The organism is Pedobacter sp. A2324 (assembly GCF_059693705.1).
Map to the genome: position 1 here is coordinate 692413 of NZ_JCASSK010000002.1, position 16705 is coordinate 709117.

The 16705-nt window shown below is 43.5% G+C and carries 16 protein-coding genes; 9 read left to right on the forward strand and 7 right to left on the reverse strand.

Annotated features, from left to right (window positions below; translation table 11 throughout):
- Window positions 1-28: 28 nt before the first annotated feature.
- The 4 genes from AC570I_RS08125 (at window position 29) to AC570I_RS08140 (ending at window position 7090) form a co-directional block, all read left to right on the forward strand.
- Complete coding sequence (locus AC570I_RS08125; protein WP_497405083.1) at window positions 29-3439, forward strand: SusC/RagA family TonB-linked outer membrane protein; 3411 nt, start codon at window positions 29-31, stop codon at window positions 3437-3439.
- Window positions 3440-3450: 11 nt separating this feature from the next.
- Window positions 3451-4914: a SusD/RagB family nutrient-binding outer membrane lipoprotein gene (locus tag AC570I_RS08130; RefSeq protein WP_497405084.1), complete on the forward strand. Its 1464-nt coding sequence runs from the start codon at window positions 3451-3453 to the stop codon at window positions 4912-4914.
- Window positions 4915-4936: 22 nt separating this feature from the next.
- Window positions 4937-5884 (forward strand): endonuclease/exonuclease/phosphatase family protein, encoded by a 948-nt coding sequence (locus AC570I_RS08135; protein WP_497405085.1) that lies wholly within the window; start codon window positions 4937-4939, stop codon window positions 5882-5884.
- 126 nt (window positions 5885-6010) lie between these two features.
- Window positions 6011-7090, forward strand: a complete 1080-nt coding sequence (locus AC570I_RS08140; RefSeq protein ID WP_497405086.1) for an SGNH/GDSL hydrolase family protein — start codon at window positions 6011-6013, stop codon at window positions 7088-7090.
- Window positions 7091-7129: 39 nt separating this feature from the next.
- On the opposite strand, the gene AC570I_RS08145 is transcribed toward AC570I_RS08140, so the two are convergent.
- The 7 genes from AC570I_RS08145 to AC570I_RS08175 form a co-directional block, all read right to left on the reverse strand.
- A complete protein-coding gene (locus AC570I_RS08145) occupies window positions 7130-7525 on the reverse strand; it encodes a hypothetical protein (RefSeq protein ID WP_497405087.1) in 396 nt (131 codons plus the stop codon).
- A 15-nt stretch (window positions 7526-7540) separates the two neighbouring features.
- Window positions 7541-8290 (reverse strand): class I SAM-dependent methyltransferase, encoded by a 750-nt coding sequence (locus AC570I_RS08150; protein ID WP_497405088.1) that lies wholly within the window; start codon window positions 8288-8290, stop codon window positions 7541-7543.
- Window positions 8281-9015, reverse strand: coding sequence for a DUF2071 domain-containing protein (locus tag AC570I_RS08155; RefSeq protein WP_497405089.1), 735 nt, complete (start codon window positions 9013-9015; stop codon window positions 8281-8283). The genes AC570I_RS08150 and AC570I_RS08155 overlap by 10 nt, the downstream gene beginning before the upstream one ends.
- Window positions 8999-9400 carry a DoxX-like family protein gene (locus AC570I_RS08160; protein ID WP_497405090.1) on the reverse strand — a complete coding sequence of 134 codons (402 nt, stop codon included), beginning with the start codon at window positions 9398-9400 and terminating at the stop codon, window positions 8999-9001. Before AC570I_RS08160 ends, AC570I_RS08155 begins: the two co-directional genes overlap by 17 nt.
- A gap of 202 nt (window positions 9401-9602) precedes the next feature.
- A complete protein-coding gene (locus AC570I_RS08165) occupies window positions 9603-10385 on the reverse strand; it encodes an SDR family oxidoreductase (RefSeq protein WP_497405091.1) in 783 nt (260 codons plus the stop codon).
- Between the two features lie 102 nt (window positions 10386-10487).
- Window positions 10488-11066, reverse strand: a complete 579-nt coding sequence (locus AC570I_RS08170; protein WP_047799782.1) for a TetR/AcrR family transcriptional regulator — start codon at window positions 11064-11066, stop codon at window positions 10488-10490.
- Between the two features lie 91 nt (window positions 11067-11157).
- Window positions 11158-11916 carry an alpha/beta hydrolase gene (locus AC570I_RS08175; protein WP_497405092.1) on the reverse strand — a complete coding sequence of 253 codons (759 nt, stop codon included), beginning with the start codon at window positions 11914-11916 and terminating at the stop codon, window positions 11158-11160.
- A gap of 338 nt (window positions 11917-12254) precedes the next feature.
- Between AC570I_RS08175 and AC570I_RS08180 the strand changes: the two genes are divergently transcribed.
- The 5 genes from AC570I_RS08180 to AC570I_RS08200 all read left to right on the forward strand — a co-directional run bounded on the left by AC570I_RS08180 (window position 12255) and on the right by AC570I_RS08200 (window position 16691).
- Window positions 12255-13043, forward strand: a complete 789-nt coding sequence (locus AC570I_RS08180) for a helix-turn-helix domain-containing protein (RefSeq protein WP_497405093.1) — start codon at window positions 12255-12257, stop codon at window positions 13041-13043.
- A gap of 75 nt (window positions 13044-13118) precedes the next feature.
- Window positions 13119-13916: an inositol monophosphatase family protein gene (locus AC570I_RS08185; protein ID WP_497405094.1), complete on the forward strand. Its 798-nt coding sequence runs from the start codon at window positions 13119-13121 to the stop codon at window positions 13914-13916.
- A gap of 15 nt (window positions 13917-13931) precedes the next feature.
- Window positions 13932-14558, forward strand: coding sequence for an NAD(P)-dependent oxidoreductase (locus tag AC570I_RS08190; RefSeq protein ID WP_497405095.1), 627 nt, complete (start codon window positions 13932-13934; stop codon window positions 14556-14558).
- Window positions 14559-14896: 338 nt separating this feature from the next.
- Entirely contained in the window at window positions 14897-15454 is a 558-nt protein-coding gene (locus AC570I_RS08195) for a hypothetical protein (protein WP_047799778.1), read from the forward strand.
- A 70-nt stretch (window positions 15455-15524) separates the two neighbouring features.
- Window positions 15525-16691 (forward strand): PAS domain-containing sensor histidine kinase, encoded by a 1167-nt coding sequence (locus tag AC570I_RS08200; RefSeq protein ID WP_497405096.1) that lies wholly within the window; start codon window positions 15525-15527, stop codon window positions 16689-16691.
- The last annotated feature ends 14 nt before the right edge of the window (window positions 16692-16705 follow it).

The following is a 16705-nucleotide window of genomic DNA, read 5'->3' on the forward strand; positions in this document are numbered from 1 at the left end:
AAAGTATAAAACGACAAGAAAACATCAAATGAAACATCTTTATTATCTCTTCGTGCTTCTGCTAATGAGTGGCCAGCTATTAGTGGCTACTTCCGGGCAAGCACAATCGCCGGCAGATGTAAAAATTACACTGCGCATCCAGAACCAGCATTTACGGGCGGCCCTCTCCGGCCTTCAGAAAGCATCGGGTATTCAGATTGTTTTTAATGAGCAACTGGTAAGCAGCTACAGTAATGTTTCTGTAAATGCGAATAACATTTCGGTAGAAAGCGCCATGGAACAATTGCTAAACAAAACCAGGCTAAGCTACATTTTCAGGGCGGGCAAAATTGTGATTGTAGAAAAGGTTAATCGCGAAACGTCCATTAGCGGAAAAATAGTGGATTCGGCAAAAACGGCCATTCCGGGTGCTACCATTAGGATCGTTGAGCTGAACAGCCGCACCACAAGCAACAGTGCAGGGCTTTTTGCACTTCCTGTTCCTGCCGGAACGTATACCCTGGAGCTGAGCCACATTGGCTTCCAAACCTTGTTACTGAAAAATGTTAAACCCGGCGAACGCCAGATCACAGTAACACTTTCAAGCGATGAGCAGGCATTGGAAAGTGTGGTGGTTACGGCACTGGGAATAAAACGGGAAGAAAAAAGCCTGGGTTATGCCGTAACCAAAATTGATGGAGAAGAAATTTCGAAAACGGTACCCAACAACTGGGTAAATGCCCTTTCAGGCAAAGTACCGGGATTAAACATTACCAAGGCTGGTACCGGCCCAGGCGGTTCAGTGCGCATTACCCTGCGCGGGCAAAACTCTTTAGACCTGGATAAAGGTGAACCCTTGATTGTGATTGATGGGGTACCGGTATTGAGTGGCATGGTAGGCAACAACGGATTAAGCTATGGCGCAACAGGCAATACAGAAACGCCCGTAGACTATGGTAACGCCTTAAGCGACATAAACCCCGGCGACATTAAAGAGGTGACGGTATTGAGGGGCCCATCGGCAGCAGCACTCTATGGTTCGCGCGCGGCTTCGGGAGCCATTTTAATCACCACCAAAACCAATACCGATAACAAAGGCAAACTGAGTGTAGCCTTTAACAGCAGTGTAACGTTTGATGACGTATTGCACTTTCCTGATTTTCAATACGAATACGGGGCAGGAAACGCCATCAATAGCTATTTTTCTTACGGCGCCAGTGCCGATGGTCCCAGCACAAACTCTACCCGCTCTTTTGGTCCGGCTTTTAACGGACAATCGTACTTTCAGTTCGACCCCGCAACTAAAACACGCGGGGTAAACAGAACACCTTGGGTAGCGGATAAAAATTATGTTAAAGATGCTTTTGTAGTAGGCGCAACCTACAACAACTCACTATCACTTTCAGGGGGCGACGCCAAAAATGCAGTTCGCCTCTCCTACAACGACATGCGCAATACCTACATTTTGCCCAACACGGGATATAGCTTTAACAGGCTTTCGTTTTCCAGCAACAGTAAAATGAATAACTTTCAGTTAACCACCCGCGTAAACTACTACCATAAACAAAGCGACAACCTGCCCTTATCGGGCTACAATACCAACTCCTTTATGTATGGCTTAATGTACCGCTCGGCCAACATCCCCAACGAATGGTATAAAGATTACTGGGACATTAAAGATATTGATCAAAACAACCTGTTAAACCCATCAGTAGATAATCCTTACTTTATCCTCTACGAAAATTTAAACAGCCTGGATCAGGATAGGATTTTTGGAAACATTACCGCTACCTATAGCTTTAGTGCTAAAATGAGCTTGATGCTGAGAGGGGGAATTGACCAGAACTCATCTTTTAGAACGCTGCGCAGGCCTTTCAGCAGCATCCGTTTCGCCGCCGGCCGTTACCAGGAGCAATCGGTACTGATGCGGGAACAGAACTACGATTTCCTGTATAAGTATGATGAAAAGTTATGGGGCAACCTCGGACTTTCGCTTTCTGCAGGCGGAAGCATTTTTAAAAACAAAGTCCAGAATAACACCACAACTGCCGAAAGGCTGAGCGCACCTGGGATTTATACCCTGGGCAACGCAAAAGACAGGCCATTGGTGACACTATCGCCCGCAGCCAAAGAAGTACAAAGTTTGTATGCCCTGGCACAGTTTAATTATAAAACCTATTTGTTTTTAGATGTAACGGGAAGGAACGACTGGTCGAGCACGCTGCCGAAAGCCAATAACTCTTATTTCTACTATTCTGTTTCGGGAAGTGCCATTGCAACTGAAATGTTCGATTTATCTGCTTTCAAGGCTTTATCTTACCTCAAAATTAAAGGATCTATCTCGCAGGTGGGTAATGATACCGACCCATACCGCACAGGCTATTATTTAACCCCTTCAGAATTTGGTGGAAGTTATACCAACCCAACTACCTTGCCTGGGGGTGATAACCTGAAACCCGAAATTATTACCAACAGGGAAATAGGATTAGACATCCGCTTTTTTGGAAACCGCCTGGGTTTTGATTTTACTTACTACAATGCCAATAGCTCCAACCAGATCCTAACCGTTCCAAACGATCCGGCTATCGGATATACCGGCAGAATATTTAATGCGGGATTGATAAACAACAGGGGTTACGAACTTGCGGTAAATGCCAGTCCGCTAAGTAAAAAAAGCAAACTACAATGGAAAACCACATTAACCTACTCATCCAACAAAAGTCTGGTAAAGGAGCTTGCGCCAAATGTGAGTGAAATTATCATGGCTACAGGACCACGGGGCTACATAAAGGCCGTGGTTGGTGGTGCAGTAGGCGATATTTACGGCTCGGGATACCTCCGCGCACCGGATGGACAGATTATAAACGACAGCAGGGGCCTCCCTTTAATTGATACCGAAAACTTTAAAATTTTAGGTTCGGCAGTACCCGATTTTAAAGCGGGCATCCAAAATCAGTTTACCTATAACAGGTTCAGCCTTTCATTTTTATTCGACGGCCAAAAAGGTGGCGACATCTACTCGTTCTCAAATTCCGTACTGGCAGGTGCCGGTAAATTAACCTCTACCCTCGAAGGCCGCTATGGTGGTATTGTGGGCGAAGGGGTAGTGCAGAATGCCGACGGTACCTTCCGCAGAAACGACATTGTGGCTACGCCTGGCGATTATTATAACCAGAAATACCTGCGCGATAATGCTGAGGCCAATATTTTTGATGCCTCATACATTAAACTTCGTGAACTATCGCTTGAATACAAATTCACCGCTAAACTGCTCAAACACATTGGTGCGCAATCGGCCTCTTTTAGTGTGTACGGCCGTGATTTATTGCTCATCACGAAATTCCCGCTGTACGACCCGGAAATTGCAACGCTAAACAGAAACCGAATTGAACCGGGCTTTGAAACCGGACAATTCCCGTCTACAAAAAGTTTTGGTGCAACCCTTAAAGCCTCATTTTAAACCTACCCGACATGAAAAATCTGATAAAATACGCATCCATAATTTCGATAACCGGTGTGCTAAGCTTATTTGCGGCCTGCACCAAAGATTTTGAAACACTGAATACCGATCCGGTAAGGGTAACTACTGTGGCTCCCGGCTCGCGCCTGGCCCCGGCACAGTTTGATGGCATGTGGCTGATTACTAAACGCGCACACCGCCTCAACAATGAACTGATGCAATACACCGTGGAAACCGGCGTACTCAATGATTTTGCCCGATACGAGTTTAAAGAAAATGAATTCGATGCCATTTGGTCGACCCTTTATGTGAAGGCCAACGACATGAATGAAATGTACAAAATTGCCGAAAAGCTCAACGATGTGAACAATATGGCAGCGGCACTGGTAATGAAAACCTGGTTCATGTCTAACCTTACCGACATGTTTGGCGATATCCCCTATACCGAAGCCTTCCAGGGCCAGGCAAACCTCTTATACCCGAAGTACGACACGCAAAAATCTATTTACACCAGCCTGCTGGCTGATTTGAAAAGGGCCAATGAACTGTTTAACGAAACCAAGCCTTTTGTGAGTTCGGATTTGATTTATGCCAATGATGTGCTGAAATGGAAAAAATTTACTAATTCGATGCGCCTGCGCCTGTTGGTAAGGGTTTCTGGCAAAGCTGAAATGAATGCTCCGGCACAGATTGCAGAACTGTTTAACGACCCCGCCAAGTTTCCACTGATTGAGAGCAACGAAGAAGAAGCCATGATGAACTACACCGGAACCAAGCCCTTTATAAACCTGTTTGCCGAGATGGCAGCGGCTGAATTTAGTGGCAGCCGAAGGATGGGAAAGCCTTTAATGGATTTAATGAACACTACGGTAGATGGCAGAAGGTATAGATACGCTACCAAAAACACACCTGGTGCTTATGTGGGCATTCCAAGTGGCTATAGCGAACAGGAAACGTTAGCCTTTGCAGATAACGGCGGATTGAAAACCTCTACCCTGGCCACTACACTAAAAGCCGACAACTATCCTTTTCCGGTATTAACCTGGGCTGAAGTGAATTTTTTACTGGCTGAGGCTGCCCTGAAAGGCTGGATCAATGCCAATGCACAAACTTACTTTAACAAGGGGGTTGAAGCCTCGTGGAAACAATGGAAGTGTACCTGGGACGGCACCGCCGGAACTACCTATCTGGCCCGCGCTACCGTAAGGTTTACCGGAACCACGGCAACCATGGAACGCCTGATGAGCCAGAAATACATTGCCATGTTTTTCTCAGGATTTGAAGCCTGGTACGATTACCGCCGCACGGGATACCCTGTATTACCCATCGGCCCTGCTGCAAAAAACAATGGAACAGTACCTGTAAGATTCGAATATCCGCTGATTACAAAAGCAACCAATAAAACCAATTACGATGAAGCCGCAGCCCGAATGGGTGGCGACAGGCTGACCAGCAAAGTATGGTGGCAGAACTAAAAACCTAAGAAAAAAACATAACATGAAAACGACATTATCGAGCTTAAAACAGGCCATTGCCTGCCTGTTGGTGTGCATGTGCGCACTTACCTCATGCAGCAAGGAAACACTGGAACCCGGTGCAAACCAGTACACCACTTTTGAAAAGAATACCCGCAACCTGGGCATCAATGCACCAGGCGATAGTACACAAACTTTCAAAGTACTTTCGTACAATATTTATGAAGGGTTTAGGGCCGATGCCGCGAGGATCGCCAGCTTTAAGCAATGGGTAGATACCCTGCAACCGGCCGTAATTGCCTTTCAGGAAATGAAAGGTTTTACCTATGCACAGCTGCAAAGCTTTGCCGGAAGCATGGGCTATAACTATACCTTGATGCACCATCAGAATGGCTTGCCCGTAGCCTTAATTTCTAAATTCCCGATTACTGATATCAAATCTAAACCCTCTACGCTTCACCTGGTTCAGGCAAAGGTGCTCGACTATCATTTTTTTGTGATCCACCTCAACCCGAATACGTACATGAAACGTAAGGAAGAGATTGATACCATACTGAACCGCGCAGCTAAAATCCCGGCAACTGAAAAAGTGCTGATGATGGGCGATTTCAATAATATGTCGCCACAGGATTCATCCTTTTATGATAATAATGTTGTCAAAATGAATTTATTGAGGGCCTCTGAAGCGAATAACCCAGGCACTAAAGTATTGAATAACGATAAAATAGACTACACCACCATCCAGGCCATGCTGACTGCGGGTTACCACGATAGCTGGAAAATAAACCGCAGCAACTATGACAAGAGCGCCCCAACGAAATTGCGTACCCATGGGAACTTCACCCGCATTGATTACATCTGGATGAATACACCACTGCTGGGGAGTTACGTGAATTCGTATCTGGTAAAAGATGCCTTTACGGATTATGCTTCTGATCATTATCCTATGGTTTTGATTTTAAACCGTTAAAAGGATCAAAATAAAAAAGTCGCTATTCAGATCACTAATTTGTGCGCTAGTCCATGATGGTTTAGCGCACTTTAAGTTAAATGAAACCGCCGAACAAATAAACACACAAACATCAAGCAATCAATCATGAAATTTCTTTTATCAATACTCCTTTTCTTCACCTTTTGTAGCCTAAGGGCACAAAAGAACAGCGAACTAACATATACCAATGCCGGCAAGCTTACCCTGGTTGGTAAAAGTGAAGATTCGCCCCGCCGCTATGAAAGGATAGACAGCAATAAGTACAGGGGTTTGCCGGCAAGGGTAGCACAGCTGCTCACGCAGGCTGCGGGCTTGGCCATCTCTTTTAAAACAAATAGTCCGGTAATTGCCGCCCGGTGGTGCGTTTCTAAAAGTAGGGCCAATGCCAGTATGGTACCTACCGCTCAAAAGGGGGTAGACCTGTACATTAAAAACGGAAACAAGTGGCAGTTTGCAGGTATTGGAAAGGTAAATGGTCAATGTAACGATGAAATCCTGATTCAGCGCATGAATGATACCGAAAAAGAATGTTTGTTGTATTTACCTCTATATGATAGTGTTGATCAGGTAGAGATTGGGATTTCAAAAGGAGCATCCCTGACCGGGAGCCCGGATCCTTTCAAAAAAAAGGTACTGATTTACGGCTCGAGCATTGTGCAGGGTACCGGCGCAAGTCGCCCGGGAATGGCCTATCCCGCCAGGCTAACGAGAGCAACAGGCATTAATTTTATTAACCTGGGTTTAAGTGGCAGCGCCAAAATGGAACCCGAGGTAGCCGATATGGTAGCCTCCATCAATGCTGATGCCTATATTTTAGACTGCGTTCCCAATACCAATCCGGAACTCATAACCGAACGTACTGCTTACTTAATTAATACCATCAGAAAAAAACACCCCAGCGCACCCATTATCGTGATGCAAAGCCTGGTGCGCGAAACGGGCTACTGGGATAAAACACTTGGCGGGCAGGTAAAGAAACAAAACATGAATGTGCAAACTGAAGTACTTAACCTCCTGCAAAAAGGCATGAAGAACCTGTACTTCATTACTTCAGAAAACATGATTGGCGATGACCATGAAGGAACGATTGATGGTACACACCCGAGCGACCTGGGTTATGACAGGATGATTAAACAGATCCAACCCCAGATCATGGAGATATTAAGTAAACATGGGATTAAATAGATCCCCTGTTATGCGCATAATAAGTGATATGACGCAAATCTAGAGGTGGTATCCCAAAAAGAAAACGACTGTGAAATACCCCCATAATATCGTAAACAATATATGGACACCCGTTTCAAACCGCTTTCCTTTCCACAAAACTGCCGAGTAGCCAAAAAACTGTACCAGCAACCTGAGGAACCAGAATATCCCCAGCCCCAGGCAGATGTGCTTTCCTAATGTTGTATGAAGCAGATCATGAGCTGAGAACATACACAACAAACCCATCAGAAAAACAATGAAGGCAATGAAAAAGGTATGGACATAGATCATCTCCCGGTTAATAACACTTAAACCCGCGAACTCTTGCGACCAGTTGAAATAACGTGGAAAGATGACGTGAATAAGGGCAAGCAGAACCAGAAGGATGCCAATAATGGTAAGGTGCATTTCCATAGGGTAGAATGGCGGTTATGGTGTTACAGTAAAAACAGACATAAATGGCGTAAACTTGCTTTCATCGATTTTGCTGAAGCCTGCCTGTGTAAAAGCTTTTCGCCAGGTAGGGGCAGAAAAGAAATGGGTAAAGCCGATGGTAAAAGCAACAAAGTTCGGAAAATCGCGCAGATGCTCGACCATGATTACCTTTCCACCGGGCTTGCAAATTCGCCTGCACTCTTTTAAAAATACAACCTTTTCCTGGTTACTTCGGATTTCGTGGGCTGCGGACAACAGGAAAACCAAGTCTGCTGACTGATCGGATACCGGAATATTACCCGATTCGATAACCTGGGTATCAGGGTAGGTTAAACTCACCTTGCGTGCCCTTACAATAGCGGGTTCGGTATGTTGCGACGCGTTGTAAAAATCGAAAACCCTGATTTTAGCATCCGGAAAATGATCTTCAAGGATAAAACTGGTTTCATCGAAGCCGGCATTAATGTTTACAATATGATTGGCCTTCGGATTTAGTGCCAGTTTGTGCAACCAGTTAAAGGTATAGTATCCCGAAAAATCGTAAACATAGGCTGAAACAATAAGCGGCGCAAACAAACCATAGATAAAAGCTATAACTATGATGAACAGATATAGATGGTTGACATGAAGCATTAAATCAGCTGAAATGATGCCGGCGAGGACCAGCAAACCGATCACATAAAAATGCCTGTTGAAGCTTAAAATATTGAGTACACCCTGAAATGGTCGACGTTCTATTGCCATTGTTCGCGTTTTCCTTTCTTCCAATAATAGGGAATGTTTTCGATAATGAAGGCATTGGCCAGTACCGCACCCTGAAGTTTCAAGCCATCCATGAAGCCGAAATGGTAATCGTTTACCGTTACCGGCATGGGCACCCAATTTTCGCGAACCCCTTCAATAATTAAAACTTCCTTGTTGCGCTCGTTGTAAGTGAAAGTGAACGGCAAGGGACCAGCAAAACGCCGGGCTTCTTTCCAGTCCGCAAAAGGTGAACCTTTAGGCAGTGTGGCATCATCAGTTTTGGTGATCGTAACACTAAAGTCTGATCGACTGGAACTAATCGTGGAGCGGTCTCCCTCATGAACCTGGTGAATATCGGTAGTGGTGTAATTGTAGTGGGTAAACAGGTTGCCCATAAACTCCATCTTCTTTTTATCCGTTTCAGATTTAATGATATAGAGTCCACGCAGGCGTTTGCCGGCAGCATTGGTATAGCGTACAAAAATCCGGTAGCCAATTAAAAAGAAGTTATTACCCATAAATTTTGGCATTCCCTTAGGCCTTAAAGCATTCGTTTGTACCATGGCTACTGCTACAAAAGCCCACTCATCCTGAAAAGTATCGAGCTCCAGACATTCAGGTATCATCTGTTCGAGCTGCTGTTTAGGAACAGCAAAAGTGAGCACAACGGAGCTTTTAAAGAAAGCTTCGACGGCGAAGGGGTGGTTTTTAAGTGCGGCTAACATTGGGGTTGTCAGGAAATACCTGATGGAGTTTAAATTCGTTGATATAAATGGTGATGATGAGCAAAGCCGCAAAAATAGCGTTGTACCTGCCCCATAGTAACAGATGAGGCACTAAAATAAACTCCAGCGTATTCATAGTAGCAATAATAATGATCTGACTGATGGCATTTAGCTTGCTCCGATAGCGGCTGAGCACCCAGATGGCCATTAGCGTTTCGGCCAGGCCAATGACAATGGTAAACCAGCCTGAATATTGCTCTCCTAAAATAGCTGCAACAATTTGCTGGTGACGGGGAACCAGGTTTAATACCTTGCAATAAATCCCATTTACCAGCCAAACCGCTGCTATGCCGTAATTAAGAAATTGATGAGGCGTTATTTTCATACCCAAACTTTGCCCCTAATATACTTTGTTTTAAAAGGAAACAAGGGGCTTGAGATAAATTTTCGTGCCTCTCCGCTTTCTGCAGCAAAACAAACGAAATCAGCATGTAAAAGAAAACGGGAATCATCACTATGGACAATTCCCGTCTATGACAAGGTACTATTCAAATCTGCGATGAATAGGTATGGTTACAGCCGGAGATTTAAGAGACTACAGGTAAGCTACCTCCGTCAATAGCATAAATACTTCCAGTAAGATAAGCTGCTGATGGAGAAACAAGGAAATGTACCAGTGATGCAACTTCTTCAGGTTCTGCCATTCTTCCCATTGGTATACCACCTGTTTGTGCAAGTAATTGAACCAATGCGTCTTCTACCGGTATGCCCGAAGCTGTTGCATAGTCTTGAATAAATTTTTCCATTGGCGGAGTTTTGGTTGCACCTGGAGCCACTGTAACAACACGGATTCCCTGAGGTGCTAACTCGCTGGCTAACGCCTTACTGTAACTGTTAAGCGCTGCTTTTGAAACTGCATAGGCCATATTCAGGTTCCATAATGCCTGTTTTCCAGCAACTGAAGAAATGTGTACGATTACGCCGCTTTTCTTTTCGATCATAGCAGGTAAAAGTGCCCTATCGAGTCTGATTCCTGAAATAAGATTCAGTTGAAGCTCATTTTCCCAATGTTCATCGCTGAGGGTGCTGAAACCACCACCAGGAGTAGTCAGGCCACCAACATTGTTAATCAGAATATCAATACCGCCAAATTTTGTATTAATTTCTTCAGTGAGTTTTAACACCTGCTCGGGCTGGGTTAAATCGGCAGCGATAAAATGATAACCACGGTCATTTTCGGATGGATGGTTTCTGGCAGAAACGATTACTGTTGCACCCTGCGCCGCCAATTTATCTGCTATTGCTTTTCCGATTCCTTTAGTTCCACCTGTAACTAAAGCTGTTCTACCTAAAAGGTCTTTTGTTGTCATATGATTTAATTTATAATTCTGTATTGATTGTTTCAAAATGATCTCTGCGATTAAAAGAGCGATTTTTATCTGAAGCAAGTGCTTCAGAATTAGTTAAAAAAATTACTTAGTGAGTTGTTTTACGAAATACGCAGCCATTTTCTTTATCTTCAAAGGGTCCTGGTGAAGCAAAAAAGATTCATGCCAACCCGTCCAGGTGCTGATAAAGTAATCTGCTAAAAGTTCCGGATCTTCTTCTTTAGAAATTTCCCCTGCGTCCATGGCCTTGGCGATATTGTTACGGATAAATTGATAGGCATAATCGCTATCTGCCTTCAGAATATCCTTGATCCTTTGATCATCAACTGCAGCCTCGAAAGCCGTTTTGATAGCCATACAACTATTCTCTCCGCTAATAATTACCGACACAGCATCGTCAATATATGTTTTTAATGTATTCAATGAAGAACCGCTATTCTTTTCCCGCGCCTGAAGATCGTTTTTTCTGATCTCGGTGTAATGATTAACACACTTCACAAAAAGCTCCTGTTTATCTCCAAGGGTATTATATAAACTGCTGCTATTGATTTTCATTGCTTCGGTGAGGTCGCGAAGTGAGGTACCATGATAGCCCTTTTCCCAAAAAACCTCCATAGCTTTTTGGATTGCTGCCGTTTCATCAAATTCTACGTTTCTCGCCATTATAATCTTTATACCCTGCAAACATATCACTAATCTGAAACGTGTGTTTCAGATTAGTGTCATTTATCATGTTTGTTCCTCCAAAAATTGTTTACTTAGCGCTTGCCGCTGCTTCGATTACATTCAATACTTCCTTGGCATTTGAAATCATCAGTACATGTCCGGATGCGATTTCAGTTGTTTTTGCCTTCATTCTTTTCGCCATAAAACGTTCCAGGTCCGGAGCGATTGTTTTATCATTTTTGGCTACCACATACCAGCTGGGTTTAGTTTTCCAGGCGGGTGAACCACTTTTATCATCAAACACACTATGGAAAGCGGGCGTTTGGGTAGCATAAACCAATGCCTGTTGTTTCGGGTTCAGATCATTGGCAAATACAGATTTCACCCCTTCTTCAGAGATATATACAAAACCATTTGTTGGCGCAAGATATTTGGTAAGTTCGGTTTTGGGACCATTTGCCGATACAGCTAGAAGGGATTCTCCTAATTCCGGTCCATAGGCTGCCAGGTAAACCAATCCAACAACTTTAGGGTCGTTACCCGCCTGCGTAATCACAAAACCTCCCCAGGAATGACCCACCAGTAATACTTTACCTTTTACCTGGTCAATAGCCCTTTGTGTAGCGGCAACATCATCGGCCAATGACGTGATTGGATTTTGTACGGAAATTACCCGATAGCCTTTGGCCTGCAAGGCACTGATTTGATAAGAGAAGCTTGAACCATCAGCCCAAATGCCGTGTACAAAAATGATGGTTGGTTTTTCGGTTTCAGGATTTTGAGCAAAACTTGCTGCATTAGCCATTAATGCTAATAAAAAAATTAAATAATATTTAAGTGTTTTCATGATTTGTATTTTGTTTAATAATGGGTTTACACTACCGTGTGTATCATTTTGTAATGGTACAGCGAATGTGAGGCTAATAACAAAGAAAAGCAGGTGATATAAATCACATTCAGAGCTGGTGCTGATAAATGTGATTTACATCACTATGGATGAAGGGGGAATTTAATTTTCTGACGGGCTGATTTACCGATGATAAATATCTTTTTAAATTTGATTTGCTGTAATCCTTTCATCACTATCTTTAAAAATCTTATAAAAAAAAATTGAAGCATAAACCAACCGGAGTTTTCAAATATCCATTATCGCCTTTGGCTAAGGCGGGTTTGATAATTAAAAACATGTCAACTGAGCGGCATGTTGATGAGCATGACCTTTCAAAGCCTCATCGGGACGATCATTATTTAATTATGGTGGCTATTGGAGGTGATTTTATCATTGATATAGATTTTGAGAAAAACGTGGTTACAGCGCCTGCCATATTGCTTATTAATCCGGGACAAATCCATCACATCATCTCCACGAACAAACCTGAAGGTTGGGCAATGAGTATAGACCCGGCATTGATCGATCTGGAGTTTCAATCGATTCTGGAAAAAGGTTTTAACCGGCCTTTAATTTTGGAGCCGGCATCTGCTTTTTACAATCATACCGTTGTTTTACTGGAGCAGATGGAGAAGATGCAGGCAGCCATCACAAATCCGTTTCAATTGCACATCAGTCACTCCATGCTGAATGCATTGGTTGGCCTGATTGCCGGAGAAATTATAGCTGCTGATCCTGCCGGAAAAACAAAAGCCAATCGTGCAACTTTAATTGAGCAGGCTTTTACAGAACTGCTAAAAAAACATTATAAAGACTGGAAGCAACCGGCAAAATATGCTGCAGCACTGAACATATCTGTGGCACATTTGTACGATACCGTTAAAAGTATAACGGGCGATTCTGTATCAGCACAGATTCAGCAGTATGGCATGCTGGAAGCAAAACGATTGCTTTGTTTTACAAAATATACCGTAAGGGAAATAGCCTACCAGTTGGGTTATGAGGAGCCTGTTTATTTCGGAAAGCTATTTAAAAAGATTACAGGATTTACACCTTTGCAATTCCGTCAAAAATACCACGATTAGGACTATACTTTCAAGGGTTCGTTCTATTTTATCCTGCATTTATCCACGTTCTTTGCGGTATAAATAAAGCAAAAAATGAATCAGGAAATAAACGTCCAATTGGTTTTGGATACCGTTAAACAGGCTGGAAAGGTCTTCCTTCAGGATTATAAAAAAAATACTATTCCAGCTAATAAAGAAGCGTTTTTTCAACAACTTAACCAGATTGATGAACGTTGTATGTCGATTCTGGAAAATGGCTTAGCTCCCGGTTTTCCGGATATTCCATGGAATACAGTTGATGAATTTGATAACGACGGACAGAAACATCCATTGCCACTGCACGCGTATTGGATTTGTGATGCCATGGATGGCGCCATTCAATATTTGCAACACATTCCAGGCTGGACCATTAACCTGGTTTTGGTTTGCAACGGAGAATTGTATTTGTCGGTGATATATGATCCATTAGCGGATGAGCTGTTTTGGGCAGAGAAAGGCAAAGGAGCCTATATGAATGGCACTCCAATCAAACCGCTTGTAAAAACAGATCCGGATATTATGCTTGCTGTTTTTGAATATGGACACGAAGAGCCCGCAAACCCGGTTCTTAGGGTGCAACAAGGCGCGGCGGTGACAGATTTACTCAATCGTTATGGGGTGGTTAGAAATTATGGTCCGCATGGTTTACAACTGGCTTATGTTGGTGCCGGCCGGATAGATGTATTTCATCAATTGGGACTGGATACCTTTAACTGGCTGGCGGGTATTTTAATTGCAAAAGAAGCTGGTGCGGATATCCTGAATGCCAGTGGAGAAAGCTGGAAATGGGGCGACGAAAGTTTGGTTGTTTCTGCTCCTGGTATTGCAAACAGATTGATCTCGGATAAATAATTCAACGAAAAAAACATGAACATTACAATTATAGGCGCCTCAGCCGGTATAGGATTGGCTACGCTAAAACAGGCTTTAGAGAAAGGCCATCACGTAACAGCTTTATCAACCCGAACAGAGAGTATTCCAGATCATCCCCATTTAACAAAGGTTAACGGAAGCGCAACTTCGGTAAACGACCTCACTAAGGTAATGAAGGATGCAGACGCGGTAATGATTACCATCGGTACAAAAAATAAAAAACCAAATACGCTGTTTTCAGACACCGCCAGTGCGCTGGTAGAAGCTGGTAAAATATTGGATTTTAAGTCGCCAATTCTTGTTATAACGGGTTTTGGTGCGGGGGAGAGCAGCAAGTTTCTGAGCTTTTTTATGCGCACGGTCATCAGACTTTTTCTTAAGCATCAGTATATCGATAAGACCAGGATGGAGGAGATTATTGCAAAAAGCAGCCTCAAATGGGAAATGGTTAGGCCTGGCATGTTAACAAATGGTCCACTTACCCAAAAGTATAAAGCCTTACCAGAGCTTGATAAGGGAATGAAAGTTGGAAAGATTTCTAGAGCTGACGTTGCTGATTTTCTGTTACAGCAGGCAGAAGATCCGACGATGCTTAAGAGGTATCCGGCCTTGACTAGCTAAATTAAAATAGTTACGGAACTCAATCTGTAGTATTTCAACTTTCAAAAGAAAACGGGAATCATCACTAAGGACAATTCCCGTCTATCTAAATTAACGCTCTCGATATATAATACGCCGGAAAACTAGCTTTATTGTGTGACCCCTGATTTTTTTTGTTTTTTTTCTTTACCATCATTATTACTACCGGTTTACAGTGTGCAGCATAGGTTTGGAGTTTAACGGGTAATTATGCCTTTTCAACGAGCCTTAATCCTCGTCTGCTGAATAGTGCTGAGCAAGTGTTTAGGTGTGCGCTAGATTTACATTAAGAAAATCAAAAACACTTAAATACATATCACATGGAAATTCAACAAACACCAGAAAACGCATTATCACATTCGGCAGTTACCGCGATCATTAATGCACCTATTGAAAAAGTAAACATTGCCGATTGGTTACTAAACCTTCCTGATGCAGAATATCAGCGCTGCTCTACCCAGCACATCGGGGCAGCCATTAGCAGTACTTACGACGGACAGCCGGTTTCGTTAAATGTAGAAACCATTGGCGATGCCCTGATGGTGCAGCACTATGTGGCCGATGTAGCCCGTCCGGATTACTGCCGCATGCTCTCCATTTCAGATTCCATTACCAAAGGAGGCCGCACAAAGGTGCAGGTACTATGGGAACTTAAAGCCACAAAAATCGACGACAATACCACCCTGTATACCAACGAAATTCATGCTACAGCCACCCCTGAAATGTTGGAGTACATAAAAGCACATGGATTAAACCTTAAGGATGCTGCAGCAGCACGCCAGGCCGCATCAGATGCACACAACCATGAGGAAACACCCAACTTCGCCAAAAGCATTGAGAACAAAGCACTCACTGGAAAATATAATCAACCATTTTAAATGATAAAGCGGGTAGGGTAACCCTATACTTTTTATCCCCTTCAAAGCTAAACCAAAACGAACCACGATTATGAACAATGCCACCTTAACACTTCAGCACTTCGAATCTCCTGCAAGAGAGATCATGACGATTAGTCACCACCAAACCTGGCTTGCCGGCAACACCATACAGAAGGATGATGCAGCAAGAAAATCAGCAGGATTTGCACGATACAATGATCACCTTAACAGGGCAGGATTGGGATTCTGGAGGTTCAGCTTTGCTGATCAGGTGGTTAAACTTTGTCCGGTATCGTGTTTAATGACACAGTTAAAGGGTACTGAAAGCCTCGCATCATTACACAAAGTGCTTTATGAAAGCAAACAATTTGATCTTTTTCGCGAGATAAATGCCCTGGCCCAAACAGGAAATGGCTTTGAACAGGAGCTAAAGCTGATGGATACCAATGGCGAATGGAAGTGGTTCAGGCTTACCGGAATTTTAGAACAGGCCACGGATGGCGAAAACGTAATCACAGGAACCCTATTGGATATTACAGCATTTAAACTTGAGGAAGCGAGAAAAACAGACCTGATGGATTTTCTTTGTCACGAGTTGAAATCGCCGCTAAGTACCCTAAGGCTCTACATTCAGCTCACCGCAAAAAACATCAGAAACCGGATGCCTGACTGGCCTTCAGACGATATGGCCAAAGCCGACCAGCAGGTAACCTTTATGAATAACCTGGTAGATCAGTACCTGAATCTCTCCATCAGCCGAAACCATCCAACTGTACAAACGGAGTGCTTCGATGTGGTTGAACTGGTTTACCACACCGTATCGCAATTTGCAGCAGTAAACACTGATCATGTATTTAAGATTGATTTAAGCAAGCAGTTACTGATTTCCGGTAATAGCACACAACTGGCACAAGTGATGAATAATATGATGAGTAATGCCGTAAAGTTTTCTCCCAGACATAGTTTCATCAAGGTAAGCATCAGAAAAACCGGCAATAATATCGTGTTTTCAGTTCTTGATCAAGGCATTGGGATTAACGCCGCTGATGTAAACCAGCTGTTTAGCAAGCGCTTCAGGGCGGGCCATGGCCGTACCGGAACCATTGAAGGCCACGGACTGGGTCTTTATCTTTCCAAAGGAATTGTGGAAGCACACGGCGGAAAGGTTTTTGTGGAAAGTGAACCCGGCAAAGGTTCCATATTCGGTTTCACCATCCCCCTCAAACGTACAAACTAATCCAAATATCTTTT